The organism is Planctomicrobium stercoris (genome assembly GCF_051465655.1).
Taxonomy (GTDB): domain Bacteria; phylum Planctomycetota; class Planctomycetia; order Planctomycetales; family Planctomycetaceae; genus Planctomicrobium.
The window spans coordinates 1852990-1872747 of record NZ_CP195791.1; the positions used below are offsets into that span (position 1 = coordinate 1852990).

Consider the following 19758-nt stretch of genomic DNA (forward strand, 5'->3'; position numbering starts at 1 on the left):
ATATCCTGAGGTACACTGACGTAGGATTGCCCCCCGAACTCATTTCCGTCTGATGTCGCGCTCGGACGGAATTCATCGCGAAGTGTCAGTGACGCCACCCCGATTGTGTGGCCTGCATTCGCCTCAGGACGGTCCGCAGGATCCCCCTTTATGACTCTCCTCCCTCCTGATCGTCCGTCGTCAGAGGACCGCCTGCTCACCGACTCCCATTTTTCGCTGGAGTCGACCCAGATTCTGGAAACGAATTCCGGCGGCCAGACTCCTTCCTCGTCGAATCCGCGGACTCAGGTTGCTTTGGAGATCTGGGTCGGGAAGACGATCGGGAAATACCACATCGTCGAGATCCTCGGTCAGGGAGGGATGGGGATTGTGCTGAAAGGGCACGACCCGTTAATCGACCGGTACGTCGCGATCAAACTCCTGCCGGCTGAGTTTTCGACCGACGGAGTCGCTCTCAACCGCTTTCTGAGCGAGGCCCGGGCCGCCGGGAAGCTGACTCATCCCAACGTGGTGCAGATTTTCGACGTCGGGGAAATCAACGCGGAATACTATCTGGTCATGGAATTCGTTCCCGGCGGAAGTGTCGCGGAACAGCTGCAAAAGCGTGGACCCGCTTCGGTCTTTGAAGCGACCCGCATGATCAGCGATGCCTGCCGGGGACTGGGAGCTGCTCACGCTGCCGGACTGGTGCATCGGGATATTAAACCTGCCAACCTGCTGCGAAGCTCCGACGGTTCGGTCAAGGTGACGGACTTCGGAATCGTCAAGGAGACGAACTCGACCACCCTGCAGGTGACACGCGCTGGAGTGGTCGTCGGAACTCCGTACTTCATGAGCCCGGAACAGTGCGAAGGGCGTGCGGTCGATGCCCGCAGCGATCTCTACTCACTGGGGGCCTCCTACTACAGCATCCTGACCGGAGAGAATCCCTATTCCGATTCCGGTTCGATGATGCAGGTGATGTTCGCCCACTGTAACCGTGAACCACCCGATCCCCGGGCCATCAACAGTTCTGTTCCTCCCGCCTGCGCGGAGATCATTGCCCGGGCCATGGCGAAGTCCCCGGCCAACCGTTATCAATCCGCAGCGGAAATGCAGGCGGACCTTCAGACGCTCCTGGGGACCTTGTCCGGAGTGACGAATCATTCTCTCTGGGACACTCAATCAACCAAGAACCTTCGAACGCTGCAGACCCAGTCTTCAACGTCGATTCCCAACCGCAGATCATTCCTGATCGCTGCGGGACTGGGCGGGGCAGCTGTTCTCGGCGGAGCAGGGGCCTGGTGGCTGGGGTCGAAGCGGAATGACAAACCGTCCGCAACTCCTCTCGTCCCTGTCGCCGACAAGTCCAACCCGATTCCGGTGGGAATCCTGCACTCGCTGAGCGGGACCATGGCGAACAGCGAAACCGCCGTCGTTGACGCCACGCTCTTCGCGTTGGAGGAGATTGAAAAAGCTGGCGGTTTGCTCGGTCGCAGCATCAAACCGATCGTCATCGACTGCCGTTCTGATCCCAATCGATTCGCGACGGAAGCTGAGAAGCTGATCACCGAAAAACAGGTCTGTACGATCTTCGGCGGTTGGACGTCGTCCAGCCGCAAGATGATGAAGCCGGTCTTCGAAAAGTACGATCACCTGCTGGTATACCCGCTGCAATATGAGGGGCTGGAAACGTCCCCCAATATCGTTTACATGGGGAGTGCCCCGAATCAGCAGATCCTGCCCGCTGTGGACTGGGCGAGAAAGACGCTGGGGAAACAGCGGTTCTTTCTGATCGGCTCCGACTATGTCTTTCCTCGCGCAGCCCACGCGATCATTCGCGATGAACTGGCGCAGGGGGGCGGTGAAGTCGTGGGCGAGACGTTCCTCAAGCTGGGAACGCCCGACGTGCAGGACGCTATTGATGCCATCAAAGCGTCGCAGCCAGACATGATTCTGAACTGCATCAACGGCGATACGAATGTGGCTTTCTTTACGGATCTGCGCACCGCAGGAATCACCCCTGAAGTGATCCCGACCATGTCCTTCAGTGTCGGCGAACAGGAACTGCGGGGGTTCGACCTGTCGTCCATGCAAGGGGATTACGCGGCCTGGACCTACTTTCAATCACTCAAGACGCCGGAGAATCGGCAGTTCTCCGAGCTGTTTCTCGAACGTTATCCGCAGCGTGTCCTGAGCGATCCCATGGAATCCGCGTACACCGGAGTGAAACTCTGGGCCCAGGCGGTTGCTGAAGCTGAAGACCTGAAACCGAAGACCATCCGTCGGGCCATGCTCAGTCAGCGTATGCTCGCTCCCAGCGGGGAGGTCCGGATTGAATCAGAGACCCAGCACTGCTTCAAGACTCCGCGTATCGGTCAGGTGAGTGAAGATGGCCAGTTCCAGATCGTCTGGGAGGCTCCTGAGCCGATCGCGCCGCAGCCGTTTCCCAAGACACGAACCGCCGAAGAATGGAAGGCGTTTCTGCACGATCTCTACAGCGGGTGGGGCGACCGCTGGACCGCGCAGCTGATGTGATGGAGTGGACAGGGAAGAGCTTCCTGACCTCTGCCCCCCGACCTCTGACCTCTTTTCCTCACGATCCCACTGGCTGCAGGGGCGCTTTGCTCAGTACAAACGTTTCCGAGCGGTCCTTATCGGGGAACGTGACGGTCACTGTCCTCCGGGCACCAAACCCGCCGACGGCCGTGACCGTTCCGATCCCATAACGGGGATGACGGACCATCTGCCCGACACCAAAGCCGGTCGGGACCCGAACGGCTGTGGACTCGCCCCGCAGCAGGTCCGCCCCCGTCATCAGCATCGGTCTTCGTGGCGGGGAAGCGGGAGCGGTGGGTTCTACGCTGGCTGGCGGTTCTGTTGTCTGGACGCGATCCCGGGCTTCGATATCAATCGATTCCTCTTCTGGAGAGTCGTCTCTCCAGGCATCGGAACCGGCCATCGCCATCACTGCGGCCCATGCCGTCTGCGGATCTCCACCCGATCCACATTCGACCCGTTCACTGATCAACTCGGAAATGAACGGGCTGGCGATTGTCGGCATCATTTTGCCATGCAATGCTCGAACACGGGTCTCCGTCATGAAGAGTCGCTGCTTGGCCCGGGTCATGCCCACGAACAACAAACGCCGTTCTTCCTCGATTTCCCTGCGGTCATTTTCCCGCTTGGAGCGTTCATGCGGGATGAGTCCGTCTTCCACTCCGACGATGAAGACCGCTGGAAACTCAAGACCTTTGGCAGCATGCAGCGTCATCAGCGTGACGCGGCCGGAATCGTTTTCGATTTTGTCCGTGTCGCTGACCAGAGCCGTCTGCTCCAGAAACCCTTGCAGACTGCGTTCATCTCCGGCGAGCTGATCGTACTGCCGGGCTGCATTCACCAGTTCTTCAACGTTGGCCAGATGCTCGTACGCTTCTTCCGACTCGATTCCTTCCCAGGGGGCAGCGTAACGGGTCTTATCGATCACACGCTGCAGCAGGTCAGCAACCGAACCGGCACTGGCCAGGGAAAACTCGTTCATCATTCTCGCGAATGACTTGAACATCAGGACCGCTTTTTTAGAGAGCTTGGGAACCTTGTCCGCCTGTGCAGCTGCCTCCAGCGGCGTCTTGCGATGCTGGGATGCCCACGCCAGCAACCGATCCTGCGACGTCTTGCCCAGTCCTCGCAGCGGTTTGTTCACGATTCTTGAAAACGCGGTTTGCTCATCGGGATTCTCGATCAATCGCAGGTAAGCGAGCAGGTCCCGAATCTCCGCACGATCAAAGAAGGCGACGCCCGCTGCCACCTGATAGGGGATTCGCCGACGGGTCAGTGCATGTTCGATCTGCCGGGAGAGTGAGTTCACCCGGTAGAAGACGGCAATTTCACTCCAGTTCAGATGATCCGTCTCGAACAGATGCTGAATCTGCTCTGCGATGCCATCGGCTTCTGTATTCGAGTCGTCATAGACGAGCAGTTGAACCGGCGCTCCGGGAGGATGGTCCGTGATCAGCTCTTTGTGTTTCCGCTGCGTGTTGTTAACGATCAGAGCATCGGCCGATTTAAGAATCGACTGCGTGCTGCGAAAGTTCTGTTCGAGCCGCACGACATGGGCGTCGGGGAAGTCCCGTTCGAAGTGCAGGATGTTGGCAATCCGGGCTCCTCGCCAGCCGTAAATGGACTGGTCCGGATCTCCGGTCACGCAGAGATGCCGCGTCCGCTGGGAGAGGGCGGAAACGATCTGATACTGCGAACTGTTGGTGTCCTGATACTCGTCGACCAGGATATAGCGATAGCGTTCATCCAGTTGTTTACGCAGTTCGGGATTCTCCGCCAGGAGCAGGGCGGTATGCATCAACAGGTCATCAAAGTCGACAGCATTCGATTCCAGCAACCAGCTCTGGTATGCCGGATAGACCTTGTTCACGGCAGCCTGCCAGTGGTCTCCGACGGTTGCTTCGTAACGAGAGCGGAACATCTCGGGGGTAATCAGGTCATTCTTGGCAGAGCTGATTCGCCAGAGAACTTTGTCCGGCGAGAAGTGGACGGTGTCGAAGTCCAGGTCCTGCAGCACGCGGCGGATCGCCTGCTTCTGATCGGTGGTGTCGAGAATGGAGAAGTTGGATTTGAGGCCCACCATCTCGCCGTATTGCCGCAGCAGACGTGCACAGAAGCGATGAAACGTGCTGATCCAGACCCGATTTCCCGGGACGAGCGATTCGACCCGTTCGGCCATCTCTCGGGCAGCTTTGTTGGTGAACGTAATCGCCAGAATGTTGCGGGGATGAACTCCGTGCTCCAGCAGGTTGGCGATACGGCGGGTCACCACGCGGGTCTTGCCCGATCCGGGGCCAGCGAGGATCAACAACGGGCCATCCAGTCGCTGGACCGCTTCCGCCTGAGGAGGGGTCAGATCATCCGTGAGAGTCGACATGTGGGAGGGGGCAGGGGACAGAGGTCAGGGAAATGTCTGACAGGCCGGTATGCGGACTGTCTAAATGAAACGGGGCGTTGTCACCGGTCCGCACAGCGGATCCTACGATCCTTTGGATGCTTTTTTCTTTTCGTATTCGGTGATCCAGCTTTCCGGATCTTCTTCAAATGCGGCTTTGCAGCCGGTGCAGCAGACCCAGTAGGACTTTCCTTGGTGGGTCAGCTGGATGGTGCCGAGCCCACCGGAGATCACGCATTCTTTCTCTCCGTAACCGGCATCACTTTTGGCAAAGGATGTTCCTTGCCGCTGAGTGGCGACCGTGTCAAAGCGGAGATACGTCGATCCCCGCTTTTTCGCCATCTCCTGCAGGTACCGGTTGTTTTCCTGCTGATTGAAAATGATCTGCCACTGGTCGCGGACTTCAGCGGGTTCCACCTGCGTGAGTTCGAGCTTGTATTTAACATGCATTTTCTGATCTTCCCCCTGAAACTCCTCCACCGGCCCGGAGAAGTTTCCTTCCAGAATCCGCGTCTTCCCCTCGGGGTCGATCGCCTGCATCTGGAACAGACCTCGATCAGTCAGGTAGGTCAACCGGGCTTCCCGGACATAGGGACTCGCACTCGACGTCATCACCAAAGCAGGTTGATCTCGGTTCGTCTGGAAGTCCCAGACCCAGACCGGTTCGTCAATTGCTTTGAACTGGCCCACTTCACGCTGCGTTGTCCCGTGCCATGTTCCCAGCATGACCTGCAGCGGCATCATGGCTGCAAGCAGGTCCCGGCGATGCTGTTCGCTGCTGGCGTGATGACTGGGTTTCCCCGTCCCGCCAGAACCTCCCTCTTTCGCTCCCCCCAGTGAGATCATCGGGATCGAGGGTGAAGGAGACGCGGCAGGGGCTGCGGGTGAGGAACTCGTGGCAGACGGGGCTGCCGCTGGGGGCGCTTCGGGAGCAGGCGGTGATTCTTTCCCACACCCGCCCACGAATAAGCCGACCATGGCAATACCGACCGGCGCGCGGAGACTTGACCACAATGACATTGTACGAGCCTTTCGGGAGTCCATCAAAATTCCGCCGGCGGGATTGTGAACAACGCATTCTATCAAACAGGATCTCTCGCCCCAAGAATGCCGCACTCGGAGAGTGCGACGGACATTGCTTGCACTCATTTTGGCATTCTCCGCCAACGCTCTTCCCGGTACATTTCCCGCTTCGTTCACGGGTTTCAGGAGGAAAACCATGAAAAATCCCGCATCTTCCACAGCTGGCCTCGCTGAGTGCGTGAAGAGACTGCACGCAGGGCCATGGACTTTCGTGCAGCTGCGAGGAGAAACCGTGAACGGAGTCCCCCCGGACGGCGATGACATCGACCTGCTTGGAACGCGGGAGTCGGTGCACACACTCCTTCAGCAGGCGTTCAACTGGGTTCGTGAAGGGCTGTGCCATGCGCGGGTCCGCAGCCAGACACCAGACAAAGTCGAATTTACCCTCTTTTCACGGGACGGATCCGAGTGCATCCGATTCGATCTCTGGATTCATCTCCGGCAACTCGATCGCGGACAGCAGCAAATGCAGTTTGAAGACTGCCGGGCCGCTTTCGTCGAATCGTCTTCAGCCATCAAGCGTCTGCAGGTGATGCCCGAAGCGTGTTTGTACGTCCAGCACCTGTTGACCAAGTCCAAGAACCTCAAAGCCTCCAAGGTTCAGCAACGACTCGACAAATACGTTTCCGACTGCCGCGCGGCGGGAGAAGGGGATCTGGCTGCGAAGCTGCTGGAGATTCGACAGAAAGCCCGGATCTCGGAGGAAACAGAACGTCAGACATTGCAGCTGCTTCAAGGGTACCTGCGAAAAGACGGATTGACCGCTCAAGCGGGCAACCGATCGCAAAGAACTTCCTCGTGGCTGGTGGGTCCCCGAAAACCGCGTCATATCAGCATCATCGGGTGTGACGGGGCCGGGAAGACGACATTGGCAGAACACGTGGCCAAACAGCGTTCGCAGACAAGGACCTACACCGGCAAACACCTGTACCGCAAAGCGATGTCTTACAAGGCGGCAGTGATCTTCGTTCGACCGCTGTTACGGCAGTCACGCGAGCTCTTCGATGAAACTCTGGCCCCGTGGGTTTACCTGCGAGCAGCCGCTGCCCTGCGGCTGCGGACGATGTTCCCCACCAAGCGAACCACCTTGATTGACCGTTCGCTTCTGGATTTTCTGTTCATCAATCGCAAGACCGACCAACCGGAGTTTTGCCGGACATCGTGGCTCGCGGGATGGTTCGGACAGCGGATCCCGACGATCCACTGCATCGTGCAATATGCCAATGTTCTGAAGCGAAAACAGGAAGTCTCAGCTGCCGGCCATGCCTGTTACGATGAAAGCATGTTCCAGCAGTTCACCAGCCGGATCCCGACCGACTATGTCGCATTCAATAACGACGGCTCGCTCGCGGACTCCGCATCAGCTTTAAACAACATTCTTGATGTGATGCAGGAGAAGCCCGTCAAGTCTGTCCGGTCAACACGTGCAAAAGCCGCGTAAAGATTTTGAAACCGCGAATCGCGCGAATCTGGCGAATATTGGGCCGGATGTCCTGACTGAATCGCGTCTCATTCGGGAGTCACAGGTCGCTCAGGACTCAACGAGAGATGATCAATTCATTCGTATTATTCGCTTCATTCGCGGTTCTATTTCTCCGTGCCTCGGTGTCTCCGTGGTGAATTTTCAGCATTCCTCACAGATGTTCAAACACACGTCTCAACTGACGGCAGAGTTCCTCGTTTCCATCGAGCCGCGTCAGTTTTTGCCGCGTGAACTGCACTTGAGCCTGCCGGGCTTCGAGATCGACGTGTGTCTTCAGTAGCTGCACCAGGCGGGGAATGTCAGCGAGCATCAGCTGGCCCCCGCGTCGCTTCTTGATGCAGTCATCAATGAGTCTCAGATAGTCGAAAGCCCGTTGCTGAGCGGAATTCACCCAGGGGACAGGCCCGAATTCGAAGTCGATGAAGGCAATGCCAGGACCGCCTGGCTGTGCGAGCATGTTGCCGAGATTCAGGTCGAGATGCGTCACGCCCGCGTCGTGCATCCGTCGGATCGCCGGCAGCACTTTCTCCATCATCGGCCAGAATTCCTGCCGGTTGCGGATCAAGCGTTGAGAGACGCGGTCCCATTCAATCCAGCTGCAGGCGATGGCATCATGCGTTCGCCACAGGGGCCTCGGAGAGAGACCGAGCGGAAAGAGTAACTCGTAAGCCTGCCATTCCCGTTCGAGCCGTGCAGGAGCGTCTAACGGCACGCCCGGATCGAGTGGGCCGATCGGATCGATCTGGGATTTGAAGGGGCTGTTGATCCGGACGACGGCGAATCGCTTGCCTGCGTTCAGGGCATAATAGATCTCGTCATAGCCCCCTTTGGCAGCGGCGTTGACGAGTTTGACAGGGTGTCCGCAGGCGGATGCGAACTCCTGCTCGACTTCCCGTCGGCGGGGGGCCTGCCGCATCAGCTCCAGACGTCGTCGCAGCCAACGCAGAGGAGAACGCATCGTATCCTGATTTTCCTGATCAAAATCGAAGAGGGCAGATGCTCAGGCGAAGACACTCACACAATGAGTGTCGATCTCTCCTGATCTCTGCCCCCTGATCTCTGCCCCCTGACTCCTGTCCCCTCAATCACGCGTGACAGACAGCAACCACTTCCTGATAGCCGATCCCCGGGACGCGAATCTCTTCCGGGTAATCGTCTTTCATCTTGCCGTGGTCACGCATGTAGTTGTTGAGCTGATACTTGGCGTCGTATCTGTCCGCAGCGAACATTTCGACGTGGGAGAAATACTTTTCGCAGTGAGCGAAGAAGTCCATGCCGATGACGCGCGAGCGGCCGCCGCGCATTTCGCCATACTCCAGTGTCTTGTCCAGCGTGTGAATTTCTGCAATCAGAGCAATTCCGCCCGGTTTGAGAACCCGTCGCATTTCACTCAGGCAGGCATCCAGATCCGGCGGGATGGTGAGCACGCGGGCAATGTAGATGCAGTCATAGCTGGCGTCCGCGAACGTCATCTTCTGGATGTCTTCCTTGAAGTCGACGCCCGGCATGAAGAGGTCGCAGGTGTGATAGGTGCCGAAGAGCCCGCGGAACTTCTGCTGCAGGCAGATTTCCGGAGCGATGTGCAGCATGCTGCCGGTTTCGGACGGCTCGAGATAAAGCTCGTCCAGAACCAGTGAAGTCATACGATGCCGCTCCAGCGTGCCGCAACCCAGGCACTTGGAGTTCAGCCGCATCATGTTTTCGAAGCGGGTGACCGGCTTATCTTTGAACGGTCCGACGAATCCACAGCTGGGGCATTCGAAGACGGCTTTGTTCGGAAAGAACGTCCGGTAAAACGTAGGGCGGACTGCCTGCTTGAGGCGCTCCGACCAGACCTGTTTTCCGCGTTGATCCGAGCCGGAAACCCATCCGGTCTTGTTCAGTCTGGCCTTTTGTGGATTGAGCAAACTCATGCCGGGCTCCCTGGCTGAAGCAGTGATGCCGCGCCCGATCGAGCACGGTCTGCGAAATTCGTCCGTGAAAGGCGCGGATTATTATCTCGAAGTTCCTGGCAGGTAAAGACCACTTTCATCCCCAGCCACAAGCTCTCCGGCATTGCATCATGTTGAGAGTTGAACCGGGGATGGGACGTTCACGAACCCATTGCTACTTCAGCAACCCGCGACTTGCCCCGCGCATTCGCATGCGGAAGCCGAATAACGTGTCATCTCCAGAGACTTTCACTCGCGGAACCTGCATCGGCTCGGCGTATGGATGAGGGGCGATTGCCAGCTCGGTTGTGACCGCGCCGACATACCCGCATTCCCGCAGCAGGGAAGGGTGATCTGCATTCCAGTTTCCGAACGGATACGCAAATGTGGCCGGTCGAATCCCGTAAACCGCCTCGAGATCGGCATTCCCTGCACGAATCTCGGCTCCCGCAGCCGATTTCTCCAGTGCCGTCAGGTTGGCGTGTGTGCGGGTATGCCCGCCAATCTCCCAGCGGCCCGACTCGACCAGCGTTTTGACTTCATCATCGCTCAGCTTTGGCTCCGCTGCGAGCTCATCATCAGCGTGATGGGCCTTCTTTTTACTGGACCAGCCTCCACTGCGATCGGTCACAAGATACAGCGTGGCACATCCGCCGTAGCGTGCCAGCAGCGGATCTGCAGCGGTCAGGTTATCGGTATAGCCGTCGTCGAATGTCAGGCAGACCGTTCGTTCCGGCAACGGTTCTCCGGTGAAGAGTCGACTGGCGAACACGAAGTGAAAGTTGTGATCTCGCAGCCATTTCAATTGCTCTTCAAAGCGTTCCGGTCGAACCCGCAGCTTGTTGAACCGGGCCCCGGGGCGATGCGGTGAGACCATGTGGTACATCAGCACGCGAGGGCGTTTCCAGTCGACGGCAGGACGCCACCAGGCATACTTGAAACTGAACCATCCGCCGGTTCCCACGGCAGCCAGCAGCAGTGCGGAGGGCACAAGCATGATGTTTCCCTGTCTCCTGAATGAAACGCGGGCGGAGTATATCAATCGGCAGTCGAGCGACAACGGCAACTGTCCGCCGGGACTCCTTCGCGGCCGACGTCTGCGGAAACTTTCAATATTGACACTCTTAAAAGATGTGAGGTACATACCTGCGCGCAATCCACATTCGTCCGGGCATCAGCCTTTCGTTGGTCGCTCGCTATTCATCATTTCATCGACTCTCACTCCTGAAGATCGGCGGCCGTATGTCCAATAAACCAGAAGGAGCCTGGCTGATTCCGGTCTCCGGAGAGAACTCGTTCGAATGTGCCCAGAAGCGGTTCTCGACAACGCGGGCTGCGGAAGAATATCCCTCGGGATACCGTGACGACCTGAAAGGAACCACGGAAAAAGCTGCTGTTTTACGCATGATTTCTTATCTGCCGCATGGCGGGAAGATTCTGGATTGCCCATCAGGAACCGGGCGTGTCATGCACCTGCTGCTCGAACGCGGTTTCCATGTCACCGCTTCCGACTGTTCGGAGCACATGGTCAATCAGTGCCGTGAGAACATGCTGGCGATGAACCCTGCCTGGGAGAGTCAGTCCGAGTACAGCGTGCAGGATGCCGGAGCCACGACTTTCGCTGACAAGAGTTTTGACGGCGTGATCTGCAATCGCCTGTTTCATCATTACACCGAGTCTGAATCCCGGATCCGGGTGCTCAAGGAACTGGCCCGCATCAGCCGTGGCCCGGTGATTGCCTCCTTCTCGAACTCCTTCTCCGCAACAGTCTGGTTCAAGCGTTTGAAGAAGCGACTGGCAGGGAAAAAGCCGGGCGAAAAACCGATTTCGACCCGACAGATGGCCTCCGAGTTTGAAGCTGCTGGCCTCAAAGTGACTGCTGCTGTACCGGTGATGTGGGGACTCTCCCGCATGTGGTACATGGCTGGCGTCCCGGTCGCTGCCCAGCAGCGCCGCGCTGCCTGATCGGCAAAGGACAAAACTGCCTGATCCCCGGAGAATCGTTGACATGAAGTTCTGGCCGGATGATTACGTGACGCTCGATTCCGGGAATCTGAGCGTCCATCCGGACGATCTTCCCTGGTGTCGTGAGCAGAACTGGACGACCGCTGCTGCATTGCTGCAGGCGACGTTCTCCGGTGAATTGCTGCGACGTCGCGACGATGCCGATGGCTGGGACAACGTCCGCTGGTCCTTTTCGACCGGAACACAGACCGCGACCTGCTTTGTGAAACGTCATCGCATAGTGGGCGAATCGTTGTCACCTTCGCTGCAGGAAGCTCGTGCCGTCGGCTGGTGCGAACGGGCGGGGGCTCCGTGCATGCGGATTGTGGCCGTCGGTGAGATCCCCGGAGGTCTGCGGGATGAAGCAGGACGGGTCTTCACCTCCTTCTTCATCAGTGCCGCTGTGGGGACTGGAGTCACCGCGTACCAGCGGCTGGGATCGATGATTCAGTCCGAGGCCTCCCCGGACGAAATCCGCCAGTTGATCAGTGCCATTGCCCTGACGGCGGGCCGCTTCCATGCTGCCGACCTGTATCATGGAGACTGTCACTTTCCGCATTTCCTGGTGGATGAATCGGGGCCGGAACTGGCTGCGCGAGTCATCGACCTGCAGGGGATGCGGCAGGCGACCGGGCTGGAAGCGTATTACCTTTGGCTCAAAGACATGGGCCAGCTGCGACATTCGCTGATTCGTCTGGGGCTTTACCGTCGCTATGCGAATCACTGGTATTCCGCGTATCGCGAGGCAGCAGACAGCCCGCAGATTCACAAGTGGCTCGATCAGGGAGGCCGCCGGCGCATCTCGTTGCGAGGGGACCTGCGTCTCTTCAGGCGGATCGTCGCCAGCGCTGCCAAACTCGACTTCGCCCGCGCTCGGATGCTCATCAACGACCGCATGCGGGCCGCGTAACGGTCTATTGAAAATGACACCAACGGCGGTTTAGCTGCACACTTCAAGTGTGCAGCTAAACGTGATTTGACAGAATTCCTCGGGATTTCAACTGTAAATACACGTCCCCGACTGATCTGTTGAGTTCGTGCTTCTCGGGGTCTTCAACGGGCTGTGAACGGTTCTGGGGCACCCGGTGAATGAAAGAAGCCCCCAGTGAGATTACCGGGGGCCTTTGTGCAAATTGAAACTCAGCTGCTCTGAAGACTGATTCTTCAGGCATCCGCCAGCAGCTTGCCCGACTTGATCAGGGAATCGACGATCTCACGGCCGCTGCCCGCTGAGCGGGTCTGCTGCCATTCGACGAAGCTCTTCCACTGCTTGCGAGCCGCCCGAACATACGGGACGGTCGAAGTGAAGTGGGCCAGCGAAGTGTGGTTTCGCAGAATCTTCTGCACGCGGCGGTAGTTGTCCGGCATCCGGGTATCGCCGACGGGGGGGAGCGGACTTGCGGGACGCTGGAAAATCGTGTGCAGGTGATTGGCTCCTGTCACCAATGACGACTTGTGAATCGACAAGCCGGCCCGTCGACCGACACCTTCCAGTGTCAGCGGATTGAAGTTGTACAGGTGTCCGATGTGGAACCGGTTGCGGGGAGCGTGGTAGGTCGCTTCCACATTCGGAACTTCAACGACCAGGAACCCGTTTGGCTTGATCCACTTACTCAGGCGGTTCAGCGTGAAGACCGGATCTTCCACATGCTCCAGCACGTGGTTGAGAGTGACGACGTCAAAGGTGTTCTCCGGGAAGTCGGCATCCTGCAGAAACGCGTTCTGAACGGACACTTTCAATTCCGAACAGGCATACCCGGCGAAGCCTTTATTCGGCTCGATCCCCTGCGCAGAAACGCCGTGATGATTGAGTGCGTAGACGAAAAAGCCTCCGCCGCAGCCGACATCCAGCAGCTTCTGTCCCGGCTTGAGAATCGATTCGATCCCCTTCACGCGGTTGAGTGCCCGCAGGGTCTCGCGATACGCATGCTTGGGCTTGGGGGTGTACGCTGCCTTGTAGGCCAGACGGTATTCATCCGCGTAGAACGTGCGTGTTTCTTCGGGGGTCGGACGAGGATCTGTCCAGACGAGACCGCAGCCGCGACACAGAACCGTTCGCAGGGGAGCTCCGCTGCGATCGATGCTGCCGACCTGTTCCACATCTGTTCCCAGACACTGATTGCAGGGGATGCTGCAATGTTCGGCCGCGGATTTCCGGGATGCTGGGTGAGTGGACGTGATCATGTGTCGCTTTCGCTGGGAAGAAATGTGATCGGAAAATCAGCGGAGCGGAGAGACACAGCCGTCTCTCCGCGCTTGTCGGCAGGAATCTCACGCAGCCTTGCGGGCGGCAGTCTGCGAATAGAACTTGGCCACCAGATCCGGGCTGGCGTCTGCTGGATCGGCGTAATACAGATTCAGCAGGCTGTTGCGGGTTCCGCAGCCTGCTCGCAGTTCCGTACGGCCGTGCCAGCTGCGCTTGGTGATCGTGTTCAGCACCACAAAGGCGTAGGCGGAGTTGGGGGAGAACGACATCTGCTTTGCGACAGCGAATCCCTTGAATTCACCGAACAGGTGAATCGGATTCGGACTCAGGCGGTAGAACGTGGTTCCCAGATCGCTTTGCGATTCATCGCGTGCCAGCGACATCTGCATCGTCACCACTTTCCGGCGCGTATCCGGATGCGGCTTGATGGAATAGCCGGTTGTCTCGCGGTACAGCTCGGGCAGCGGGTAGCCCGGGGCATCTTCCACCTCAGAGTGGGGAATTCCAAAGCGGAACGCGATGCCGTTCTGCAGCTTGCGGAACACTTTCCGTTTGACGGAAGGATCGCCCAGGGCGTCGCGGACGCCAAACCACAGGTCGGCCTGCTCGCTGGTGAGCGCTTCCAGATTCTTGGTTTCCAGCCCCATCCGGTGACGGGTGGAGGCGTCCATCTGATCGTATTTGGTGAGTGGCTTGTAGTGGGACGTCTCGGGCAGCGAGTCGATCACCTGGGCATAAATGTCTGCGGGGAGCAGGTTTTTGGCGAAGAAATGGGGGAACGGCTTGTCGGAAACTTCTGCCTGATCAAGACTTTTCAGAATGTGTGCAACACAGGCCTGGCGAATCCGTTCGCGTGACGACATCGTGAGCTCCGATAGGTCGGACGACCATACTGAGATTGGGAAGCGAAAATCAGCGTGGCGTTCTATCGGAGGAGTCGAAAAAGGGTCAAGAGCGAATTTCCGTGGAATGAACACGAGGGGTGCGGAAGAGTCTCACGGTTTCATGTCGATATCGAAGGTCATCGCCCCTTTTTCCACCTGAAGCTTCAGGCCGCTTGTTTTGGCACTGCGGTACTTCTTGGGAATATCCGCCGGATCAGCCGGCTTCACCTTCGGAGCATTCACGTCCATGGATGTTGGAGGGGGCAGCGGTCGGACGCTCACCAGCGCCTCGCCGACGACGACTCCATTGACCGAGTAATTCCCCTGTGCGTCCAGGTTGCCGGGGACTTCCGTATTGATTTCGGAGTTTGTGAAGACCACCTGGCCTTCGGTCACCGGCTTTCCTTCGAAAGTGACTTTCCCTGAAATGCCACCGACCGTCGCTTTCTCTTCCCTGCTGGCAGCTGCTCCACACCCGGAAGCCAGCAGCAGCGTTAATCCCAGCAATGCGGCTGAGGACTTGCGGTGGAAACAGGAGTTGAAGCTGTTCAGGAGCGTCGAGGGCATGACGTCAAGCCTTGAATTCAAGAAACAATCGGCAGGTGAGCAGATTGAGAGAAAAGGATTTCTGCTCGAGTAAAACGCGTTCGCCGCATATGGAGATACGCGGCGAACGTCTTCAGAATTGCAGACTGAGTTGGTCTGTTTTCCCTAGAATTCACCGATAACAAGTCCATCTGCCTTCGCGCAAAGGGGGATGAACGTGTTCAGGAAATCGATGTTGTCGGAGACAAACCTGCAATGACCGTCCGCCAGCAGGACAAACGACCCGCCGGTATGGATTGATTGCACACCATGATTCAGTCCGCCATCGTCCAGCACGCCGTTGGCTTCTGAGTAAATGTTTCCGTAGCGGCCGCCGGTCAGATCCTTGGTTCCGGGCGCAAATCGGATGGTCGTCACGCCCCAGGCGCGGTTATCGCCATTCCAGCGGGTATCTCCAGTACCAGGTTCCCCGGTCCCAGCCGTCCCCATCCAGCTGCTGTGAATCGTTCCAGAACGGGAGTCGTATTTCGTCCCGTTCTGCTTCATGTAATCGGATTGCTCACCCACGATGATCGTGTTCGACGTTCCATCGACGATATCACGCATGCTGACTTTGCCATTGGGGACCAGAATTCCGCTGCGCGATGCAATCCCGCTCGCTCCCGTCGCGGACTGGGCGGCCCAGTCGAAGGTCGCGGGTCCGGTTGCGACTCCCGAAATCCCGGCGTAGCTGGCGACGAAGAAGTTTTTCGTCACTCCTCCCACAGTCATCGAGATCGAAGAGGGCAGCGGACTGGAGGGGCAGACTCCGACAGGCGGTATCGCTCCGCCTAGCTGATTGAAGTTTCCACCAGCAGCGGGAAACCCGGGAGCCACATTCAGGTCGAGCTGATTGTACAGGGGAGCCTGTTCGATGTACGGCAGAATGGAAATCCAGAAAGACATTCCCCAATCCGGAGATGCCCCCCGGAAGCAAAATCGGGTTCCTGGCGGAAAGGTGTTGTGCACGTCGTGGTAGTTGTGCAGCGCCAGTCCCAACTGCTTGAGGTTGTTATTGCACTGGCTGCGGCGGGCAGCTTCGCGAGCCTGTTGGACGGCAGGCAACAACAGGGCAATCAGCACTGCGATGATCGCGATCACAACCAAGAGCTCGATCAACGTGAATCCAGAACCGCACGTGCGACTCGATCGCAGACGATGCGTGGAAGGAGAATGCATGGCGTCTGGGGAACCGGTTCGACACGTCCCGGCGAAGTGGATATCCATGAGAAATCCCAAGTTAGAGAGGCTGGAACCACAGTTTTTGAATAACTCTGACAGCCGAATCGACAGATTGTCAGATAAAACGCATCACGTCCATCCTATGTGTTGGGATATGAGATGTCAATTTCCGGTCAACAGAGTCAGCAAAAAACCGGACTGAGCGATCCATTTCCCAAAGACGTGCAGCAGGCTCTGCAACGAAGAACGCGGAGGGAGATCACGCATCGGCGTTTTGTCTCTGGAATCAATAGAGACTCCTGGGAAACCCAACCGACGCGCGGTGATCCCAATTCCGTCAGGACCCAGCCAGCCTGAGGCCGATCGGCAGGGATTCTCCAAAGATCAGTGCGGAGGTCTTTCCTTCGGTCTCACCGCCGTCGCGGACCAGTCGGATGAATTCTTCCGGCGCCTCACGGGAGATCAGCCAGTTCGTGGCCTTGTCCCGTTGTGTCTCGGACAGGTCGCGGTAGCGGTCACCTGTTTGTCGAGCCAGCTGCATGACAGCAAGAAGGCGTTCAGAAGACAGTTCACGGGTGGCGATCAACTGGTTCAGCCAGCGTTCAGCTGTTTCAATGCCGATCACAGTATCGAGCGGACCATAGAACGGAACCCTGGCGCCGAGCCGACCGATGGACCACAGCAGGGCGGGTGCCAGCTGGGAACGTTCGGGCGAGCCAAGGAATTCAAAGGCAATTTCGCCCAGCTCCATCTTCATGGCAGTTGGCAGGCGTTCGAGCGAACCAAGCATACGCCACGCTTCCGCCTGTTCCTGCGGGTGTCCGCCTCGCTTCACGAACTGAGTCTTCTTTTCTTTCTTCAATTCTTCCCGCAGGCGAGTGAGCAGGGGATTCGCCAGTGCCTGCTGCTGTCCGGAGAGAAGTCCTCCGCAGATTCGCCGCCAGAGAATCCACCATTCGGTTAAGGTGGAGGGGCCCGGATGGTGCATCTGGCTGCGCAAACGTTTCCAGGATTCGGCAACCCGCCAGTCATCCAGAGCGAGCCCGTAACCGGGTCTCAATGCAAAGCCCACCAGATTCAGCCAGCGGGTTTCATGCTCGGCACTGAAGCGACGTCCCGCTTCCAGTTCGAGCAGCTGTTCCCACATCTGTCTCAGCAGAGCAGGGGGCCAGTCTTCCCGCGAGAGCTCCAGCAGACGCGAAATCCTTTTGGGCAGGCCGGCCGGTTTCTCAGTCGGTTTGGGACCGAAGCAGTTTTCCAAAGCAGACTGCACCAGCTGAATCGATTCCTGGTCGAGAACGCCAGCGGTTTCTCCTTCACCCGCATGGGCAGTCATATCCGTCTGCGTCGCCGACCGGACGTCGAACTGCAGTTGCCATGTCCGGTTGCCATCGACCTCGCTGCACCAGACCTGCAGCGTCCCGATTTCCGTCAGACGTGCGTGCAACTGCACTCCGATGTGGGCCGTCTGCTTCTCCTTGCGGGATCGCAACACCGTGCGGATGGGTGGAAGCGGCGTCAACTGTTCGCGTTCAATCGGAGAGATCGAGCCGGGCCGATCGGTCAGGCGCAAACTCGAATGAAACAGCGGGAACTCGACCGGAGTGGAAATTGTCAGCTGAAACGTGTGTTCGGTGAGATGAATCTCCGTACCGGGTTCGGCTCCAGCCGGCATCAGGCACAACGCCTGAATTGCAGATTCGCCCGACTCATCGAGGTGATCAGTCCCGACCCCCATGTAATAGGTGCGGGGCAATCCCGCTGCGATTCGAACTCCGGCGCCTCGACGCACCATCCCGTAGTAGGCGGCCCCCCGCGCCACTGCCAGATCATGCCGGTCATTCTGCAGCAGCTGCGGCGACCATTCAGAATCTCCTTCGGAGAACCAATGGCGAATCACGTCGATCACGCGATTCTGGACCAGGTTCGAAACGAACACGCCCCCGTTAAAGAGCACCGCGTCCGGTCGCGTCGATCCTGCTTCGCCCAGCTCCAGACCTGCCCGGCAGTGTGTCTGCAGGAACTTTGCCAGATGCCGCGTCGCTGCCGGATCAGCAGCGTAGGGAAGTCCAAACTCCTGAAATCCGGATGACTTCTTCCTCGGATGGTCCTCCAGCGAGACCACGGGAAAGAAACCTTCGAGCAGAATCTCACGGGCTTCCTGCAGCGAGATTTCGACGTGCACACCGCCGCCGATGAATTTCGATCCAGATCCAGGCAGCGTGACGCTATAGGATTCGGGAGCTCCATCCTCAAGTAAGGTCTCTTTGACATGGCGGCACATCCGCACCAGGGTTCCCCATTGGCGCGGTTCGAGCTTGCCCTCCCCCATCAACTTCCGTTCCAGATGATGAGCCAGCGCAAGGTCGAGATTGTCTCCTCCGAGAATCAGATGATCACCGACAGCGACTCGATGAAACTGCACCTGATCGGTCGCGTGTGCGCGAACGCGGATCAACGTGAAGTCCGAGGTTCCTCCACCGATATCGCAGACAAGAATATTCTGACCGGGAGTGACCAGCGTATTCCACGAATCCGCATGGGCGCTGATCCAGGCGTAAAAGGCTGCCTGCGGCTCTTCAATGAGGATCACTTTGGGCAAGCCGGCCAGTTTCGCAGCTGCGACCGTCAGTTCTCGTGCCACTTCATCGAACGAAGCGGGCAGAGTGATCACGACATCCTGCAGTTCCAGCGGAGCGTGTGGATGCGCGTGATTCCATGCCTGCCGCAGGTGCGACAGATAGGCAGCACTGGCTTCGACGGGAGAAAGTCGCGGTACATCCGGGGAGCCGTGCCAGGGGAGCAACCCGGACGTGCGATCCACTCCCGGGTGACACAGCCACGACTTGGCCGATTCGATCACCCGTCCGGGAACCAGCTTCCCCTGTTCGCGTGCAAAAATTCCGACCACCGTTTCCGTGTCGGACTCCTGCCAGGGCATGCGAAGCGAATTGGCTGGGAACTCGTGCCGGGCCGCCTGATAGTGAAACGACGGGAGCGTCTCACGGGCATCCACCTCGGAAGGAGCGACCAGCTGAGGAATTCGAAATGTTTCCACCTTCCATTGCGGAACCTGGGTGTCGACGAAGCACAGGGCGGAATTGGTGGTGCCCAGGTCAATGCCGACAACATACCGGCTGGGTGCACTGGAATCTGAAATGGTGGTCATGGAAGCGTGTCAAAAATGGAAGCATGGATCCGGGGCCTGCCCGGAATCCATCCAGGGAGAAGCAGTCCCAAACCACTATTGTGACGCCGACCGCGAAGTGCTCAAGGGACCGCAGCATCTTCCTGAGTTTCGGTTGAAGAGGAACCACGGAATGCACGGAAACCACGGAAGAAGAGGAGAGAGGAGAGGAACCGCGAATGAGGCGAATGCGGCGAATAGATTTTACTGATTCGCCCCATTCTCGCGATTCGCGGTTTAACCTCTATCGTTTTCTTTGCGACCTCTGCGTTCTCTGCGT

General features: G+C 58.2%; 14 protein-coding genes. 4 read left to right on the forward strand and 10 right to left on the reverse strand.

Annotated elements, in window-relative coordinates; all coding sequences use genetic code 11:
* Positions 1 to 150 precede the first annotated feature (150 nt).
* The gene (locus SH661x_RS07660; RefSeq protein WP_437229608.1) at positions 151 to 2517 is read left to right on the forward strand and encodes a transporter substrate-binding protein; all 2367 of its coding nucleotides are present in this window, start codon (positions 151 to 153) and stop codon (positions 2515 to 2517) included.
* 58 nt (positions 2518 to 2575) lie between these two features.
* Here SH661x_RS07660 and SH661x_RS07665 read toward each other — a convergent pair whose 3' ends face one another.
* Both SH661x_RS07665 and SH661x_RS07670 read right to left on the reverse strand, forming a co-directional pair.
* Positions 2576 to 4915: an ATP-dependent helicase gene (locus tag SH661x_RS07665; RefSeq protein WP_437229610.1), complete on the reverse strand. Its 2340-nt coding sequence runs from the start codon at positions 4913 to 4915 to the stop codon at positions 2576 to 2578.
* A 102-nt stretch (positions 4916 to 5017) separates the two neighbouring features.
* On the reverse strand, positions 5018 to 5953 hold the full coding sequence (locus SH661x_RS07670; RefSeq protein ID WP_437229612.1) for a hypothetical protein: 936 nt from the start codon (positions 5951 to 5953) through the stop codon (positions 5018 to 5020).
* 199 nt (positions 5954 to 6152) lie between these two features.
* On the opposite strand from SH661x_RS07670, the gene SH661x_RS07675 reads away from it, so the two are divergent.
* On the forward strand, positions 6153 to 7457 hold the full coding sequence (locus tag SH661x_RS07675; protein WP_437229614.1) for a hypothetical protein: 1305 nt from the start codon (positions 6153 to 6155) through the stop codon (positions 7455 to 7457).
* 193 nt (positions 7458 to 7650) lie between these two features.
* Here SH661x_RS07675 and SH661x_RS07680 read toward each other — a convergent pair whose 3' ends face one another.
* From SH661x_RS07680 to SH661x_RS07690, 3 genes are all read right to left on the reverse strand, one after another.
* Positions 7651 to 8457 carry a lipopolysaccharide kinase InaA family protein gene (locus SH661x_RS07680; protein ID WP_437229616.1) on the reverse strand — a complete coding sequence of 269 codons (807 nt, stop codon included), beginning with the start codon at positions 8455 to 8457 and terminating at the stop codon, positions 7651 to 7653.
* Between the two features lie 127 nt (positions 8458 to 8584).
* Complete coding sequence (locus tag SH661x_RS07685) at positions 8585 to 9412, reverse strand: methyltransferase domain-containing protein (RefSeq protein WP_437229618.1); 828 nt, start codon at positions 9410 to 9412, stop codon at positions 8585 to 8587.
* Positions 9413 to 9605: 193 nt separating this feature from the next.
* A complete protein-coding gene (locus SH661x_RS07690; RefSeq protein WP_437229620.1) occupies positions 9606 to 10427 on the reverse strand; it encodes a polysaccharide deacetylase family protein in 822 nt (273 codons plus the stop codon).
* Positions 10428 to 10672: 245 nt separating this feature from the next.
* On the opposite strand from SH661x_RS07690, the gene SH661x_RS07695 reads away from it, so the two are divergent.
* Both SH661x_RS07695 and SH661x_RS07700 read left to right on the forward strand, forming a co-directional pair.
* The gene (locus SH661x_RS07695; protein ID WP_437229622.1) at positions 10673 to 11395 is read left to right on the forward strand and encodes a class I SAM-dependent methyltransferase; all 723 of its coding nucleotides are present in this window, start codon (positions 10673 to 10675) and stop codon (positions 11393 to 11395) included.
* A gap of 43 nt (positions 11396 to 11438) precedes the next feature.
* Positions 11439 to 12344 (forward strand): lipopolysaccharide kinase InaA family protein, encoded by a 906-nt coding sequence (locus SH661x_RS07700; RefSeq protein ID WP_437229624.1) that lies wholly within the window; start codon positions 11439 to 11441, stop codon positions 12342 to 12344.
* A gap of 254 nt (positions 12345 to 12598) precedes the next feature.
* Here the strand turns inward: SH661x_RS07700 and SH661x_RS07705 are convergent, their stop codons facing one another.
* From SH661x_RS07705 to SH661x_RS07725, 5 genes are all read right to left on the reverse strand, one after another.
* Positions 12599 to 13618 (reverse strand): class I SAM-dependent methyltransferase, encoded by a 1020-nt coding sequence (locus tag SH661x_RS07705; RefSeq protein WP_437229626.1) that lies wholly within the window; start codon positions 13616 to 13618, stop codon positions 12599 to 12601.
* A gap of 87 nt (positions 13619 to 13705) precedes the next feature.
* On the reverse strand, positions 13706 to 14503 hold the full coding sequence (locus SH661x_RS07710) for a hypothetical protein (RefSeq protein WP_437229629.1): 798 nt from the start codon (positions 14501 to 14503) through the stop codon (positions 13706 to 13708).
* 132 nt (positions 14504 to 14635) lie between these two features.
* Positions 14636 to 15091 carry a carboxypeptidase-like regulatory domain-containing protein gene (locus tag SH661x_RS07715; protein WP_437229631.1) on the reverse strand — a complete coding sequence of 152 codons (456 nt, stop codon included), beginning with the start codon at positions 15089 to 15091 and terminating at the stop codon, positions 14636 to 14638.
* 144 nt (positions 15092 to 15235) lie between these two features.
* Positions 15236 to 16336 (reverse strand): DUF1559 family PulG-like putative transporter, encoded by a 1101-nt coding sequence (locus SH661x_RS07720; RefSeq protein WP_437229633.1) that lies wholly within the window; start codon positions 16334 to 16336, stop codon positions 15236 to 15238.
* 292 nt (positions 16337 to 16628) lie between these two features.
* On the reverse strand, positions 16629 to 19460 hold the full coding sequence (locus tag SH661x_RS07725) for an Hsp70 family protein (RefSeq protein WP_437229635.1): 2832 nt from the start codon (positions 19458 to 19460) through the stop codon (positions 16629 to 16631).
* Between the last annotated feature and the right edge of the window lie 298 nt (positions 19461 to 19758).